Here is a 4,843-nt window from a genome sequence, read left to right on the forward strand (position 1 = left end):
GGTCCGCACGGCGCGTGCCGCACCGGTCGCCGACGGGCTGTCGCCAGCCACCTCGCGCAACGACGAGCCGGGAACCCACTCGGAAACGATGACACCGCCGGACGCGCCGCGGACGACGTCGAGCACGCGGGCCACACCGGGCATCTGCAATTGGCCAAGGCGGCGCGTCCGGTTCAAGATCTCCGGCGGGCCGTTCGGGGAACCGGACGCGGGATCGGCATGCTGGTCGGGGTCGACGAAGGTCAGACCCACCTCGCGGTTCAGCTGACTGTCCTGGGCGCGCCAGAAACGCATGCCCCGCGCTCCGCCATGCGGTTCCAATAGCCGGTACCGGCCGCCAGCGATGGCGGCACCGGGAACCAAACGGGGGCCGCGCGTGGGCGGGGGTGTGGCGGCCTTAGGCGTCATTACGAGCATTTCTGTTTGGGGTCGTCCGGTCTGAGTGGGATCGGACCGGCGCGGATTCTGCGGTGATCGAGGAACGGCACGCGTCGCCTGCTCCGACGGCAACGTCCCGGGTGGGCCGGCTATCCGCGGCAGAACGGTGGTCTCCCCCGCGGCACCGCCGCTGGCCACCCCGTACTCGTGCCAACTGGCCGAACCACGATCAAAACGTCGTCTTACCTCTACCTGGCCAGAGTACGGGAGCGCCTCGTCGGTGCTGATCCGCGCGAACTGCACGGTCATGGTGGTGATATCCCGTGGGGTCTGATCGGCGCGCCCGACGCCGTCCTCGAGCGTCGACGACGTCGGAGCCAGGGCGGGAATGACGCGTCCGACCAGCCGCATGAGGGTGCCGGAGATGGCGACCATATCGGGAATCTTCAGCGCCACCAGGAAGAGGTAGATCACGCCGAGCACGACGACGCCGGTGATCGCCAGATAGACAATCGAGCCGAATTTGCCAGCCTGCGTGGCCAACTGGCCGAAGGGGGTGAAATGCGCGACCACCCAGACTGCGGTCGTGACACCGACCGATACTGCGAGAGTCAGCAGCGAGGTCCGGACGACGTCGTTCATGCGGTGCAGTCCCAGGGTGCGAAACAGCAGATACTGGCCGACGATCGCCCCCACCAGATAGCCGAGGCCGTTCGCAAAGGAGAGCCAGCGCACGACGTGATCTGGATCATCGAACAGGACCGGACCGAGGTACGAGGCCCCGACCTTCACGGCGGTGATGCCAAGTACCATGAACGTCGGCGTCCACGCGTCTTCGCGGGCATAGAAGAAGCGCAGCTGCACCAAGGTGAGCGCATAGGGAATCAGGGTGAATGCGCCCCACGACAGCACCGATCCGACCTGGGCCGCTGATTCGGCGCTGAAATTCCCGAAGTTGAAGATAGCGACGCCGATGGCGGGACCAAAGAAGGTCATATAGGCCACGGTCGGGACTAGGGCGAGCATCGTCAGCCGCGTGGCTAGCGACATGTCGTTCACGACGGCGGCCGTATCGTCGGCTGCGGCGTTCCGCGATAGACGCGGCATGATGGCGGTCAGGATCGTCACGCCGAGTACGCCGTAGGGCAGCTGGAGCAGCTGCCAGGCAGTGGCGTACGCAGCGATGCCGCCCTCGCTGGCAGCTGCCGCGATCTGGTAGGTGATGACCATGCCGACCTGCAGGATCAGTACGTAGACGACAATCGCGAGGGCCATGTTGCCGAACTTGCGCAGGCGCGCATCGATGCCCCACTCGATCCGGAGCTTGATCCCGGCGCGCTTGAGGAACGGCAGCAGGATGGCTGCCTGCAGCACCACGCCCAGGGTGGTACCGATGCCCAGTACCAGCAGTTTGGGGTCGCTCATCGCCAGCGGGTTGAGGGTCATATCACCCGGAACCACCAGATATAGCGCCAGGGTGACGATCTGCACGATGTTGTTCAGCACCGGCGCCCACGCACCGGGTTTGAACACATTCTTCATGTTCAGGATGGCCATGAAGAGTGCCGACAACCCGTAGAACGCAATCTCGGGGAGCAGCAGATAGGCGAGGGCGGTGGTCAGATCTCGATCGACCTTGCCGTCGCCGACGTTCATCGCAGCAAGCCACGGGGCGGCGATTAGCGCCGCCACCGTGGCGACGCCCAGGACTGCCAAGGTCAGCGTGAAGACGCGGTTGATAAAGCCCGCACCGCCGTCAGCATCCTCCTTCTCGGCCCTGACCAGGACCGGAATGACGATGGCCGTTAGCACCGCGCCCAGGACGACCTCGGCGATCATATTCGGCAAGACATAGGCGGCCTGGAATGCGGAGGCGAGGTTCGCGAGCATGGCGAGCACCAGGACGGTGCGGACAAACCCGGTGATCCGGCTGATTAGGGTGGCGATGGCGATGGAACCGCCGGTCCGCATCACCGACTGGTCGGAATCATCCGTGCCGACCTGCGCCTCCTCGGCCTCGTGTCGGCCGTGCGGCGAACGCTCGGGGCGTTGTTCCCGACGAGAATTCATGAGTCCTCCGCGTCGACATGTTCGAGCCGAGCCACATCCAGGCGTTCGGCGTACGGGGTGGAGGCGCGGCGCAGTTGATCGGCGTCGGGCTCCGGACGATCCGCGTCGGCGGGGTCGGCCTCGCCGCGGAAGCGGTGCCAGAGTCGTCGAATGATCAGCAGGATGAGCAGGGTGCCGGCGCCGACGGTAATCCAGAACAACGGCTTGCCGTAGGCGTTGGTATAGATCTCCAGCGTCACCGGTGCACTCAGCGGCAACCCGGTGGAACTGGCCATCGCGATCTGCACGGTCGCCCGCTCCGAGGTGGACGCGTGCGTGGGGATCTGGATTTGACGAGTACCGGCTGGCGGAATCTCCTGTACGCCCACATCGCCGACATTCAGTGCATCGGGCGCCGCGATATCCATCTGCACGCGGATCGGCAGTGCCAACTCATTCCGGACGATCAGCAGCAGTGGACTGCGCTCGGAGGCCAGTGTGTACCGCCCGCCCGGATCGAGCAGCGCCACCGAATCCTGCATGCGGGTCAGTGTCGACCCGGTCCCGGCGAGCCGTTGGTTCTGTAGGTCGCGTGCCTGGGTCAGTGTTTGGCCCTCGGGTGTCGCGACCGCCCGCAGCATGTCCTCCCGTAGCGGCGCCACATACGCCTGCGGGGTGGTCACCGTGTCCGGCGAACCCACTAGCGAGCCCTCCAGTTGGGCGGTCCGCGCCAGATTCGCGCGGACTTTCTCGGCGTTCGCGGCACTGATCGGGAAGCCCGCCGCCACCATGGGATCGACGTCGCCGGGTGTCACCAGGGGCGTCGACTCGCCGGTTGTGGGGAGCCGCGTGATCACGTCGCGCAGCGTCACCGGTCGTGCGCTACCGGCTGCGACCAGCAGATCGGCCATATCGAACAGTGCGGCCGCATCGTCGGGCGTCGGCGACCAGTATGTCGGGGGCATGATGAACGCGCTGCGGCCGGTGATCGGCGTGGGGTCTGCACCGCCGGTCGAGTCCGGGACCGTCAACATCGGAAAGGCCAGCGCGGCCACGGCGGTCTGGCGGCGGCTGACCGCCGACTCCCCGTTCAGTGTCGGCTGCTGCCAGGTCGGCATGATCGACGGCACCACCGGTGCGGTGCCGGCGGCGCCGAGAGCGGCGCTAATCGGGATGTCGTAGGTCTGCACCGCCAGGCGGCCGGACCGGTAGCGACCGAGGCCGTCGCGGCCGATCGGTTCGACGGACGACGACGCCACCGCGCTACTGTTCAGTTCCTGCCCGACGAGCACGCTGCGACCAGTCTCGGTGATCGCGCCGACCGCCGGAAGGCTCATTCCACGCAAGGATTCGATGCCCAGGAAGGCGTCGACGATGTCGGAAGCACCGGTAATTGCGGTGCTGGTCAGCTGGGAGTCGCCGATCGAGGCGAGCGAATCGAGCCCGGCCTGCGCGAACGGCAAGGCGGTGACGCAGACCTTGGCGGCCACGCTGCGTAGTCGTGCCATCCACGTCCGGGCGGCCTCCTGCCCGGTGCCGTCGACAGTCGCCGACCGCGGGTCAGCGGGGTTCTGACTCACCAGGTAGCCGAGCGTCATGCCGTGCACGGTCACCAGCAAGTCCGGATCGACAGCGAGGCAGAACCCTTCGCGCGCACGGTCGTCCGGTCCGGGCTCGTCCGCCGTGCGGTTTTCCAGCGCCGCCAACTGGGCACCGAGTCGGCCGGTCGGCTGGAGTGACTCGGCCAGTGCCTCGCTGTACAGCCGGACCGGCTCGGTGCGGCCGCCGAGAGTGCCTGCGGTCAGTTGCGGCGGTGCGGCCAGCGGCCAGATCATGGTCAGCGCCGCGGGTGCGGACGTGTCCGGAGCCAGTGAACCGTCAGGACCGAGGCGTGCCTCGGTGCCGATGGGGCCGCCGGTTGCCTGCTGGGCGTCCGCTGGCAGCGACAGGACTGGGAGCAGGGTTCGGGACTCGGCCAGCCAGACGGTGCCCGTCGACTCCGGTGCACCGGTGGCCTCGATCAGGAGCGGATAGACACCTGTGCGTGAGATACCCAGACCGTCCGGACCGGCGATCGATACCGAGAGACGGAAGTCGACGCCGCCACCGGGCTCGAGGCTGGTGGCGATTGACTCCGGCGGGGTGGCGACCGGGAAGGCGGAGGCGGGCGCCATCAGGCTGGTGCGTAGCTGCACGGCGGCGGTGAGGACAGTCCCTAGCCGGAGCCGGACGCGAAGGTCGCTGATCGGGCGGTCGAAAGTATTCGTGAGACGACCGCGGATCTGGACGCGGTCGCCGCTGGCACCGGTAACCGTCGACGGGGTGATCTCCGTGAGGCTGAGGCGGGCGTAGTCGGGTCCGGTGGCGTGTGCCGGGCCCACGCCGAACGGGACGAGCCCGAGAATCAGGAGGAGGC

The 4,843-nt window shown here is 67.5% G+C and carries 2 protein-coding genes; both read right to left on the reverse strand.

Annotated elements, in window-relative coordinates:
- The coding region (gene murJ / locus WAW85_RS07110) for a murein biosynthesis integral membrane protein MurJ (protein WP_422558926.1) at positions 1-2,448 on the reverse strand (2,448 nt) is incomplete at its 3' end.
- Positions 2,445-4,843, reverse strand: a 2,399-nt coding sequence (locus tag WAW85_RS07115; RefSeq protein ID WP_422558927.1) for a DUF6049 family protein, incomplete at its 5' end; no start/stop codon positions are given. The genes murJ and WAW85_RS07115, both read right to left, overlap by 4 nt.

Source organism: Gordonia sp. (in: high G+C Gram-positive bacteria), assembly GCF_049299075.1.
Lineage (GTDB): Bacteria > Actinomycetota > Actinomycetes > Mycobacteriales > Mycobacteriaceae > Gordonia.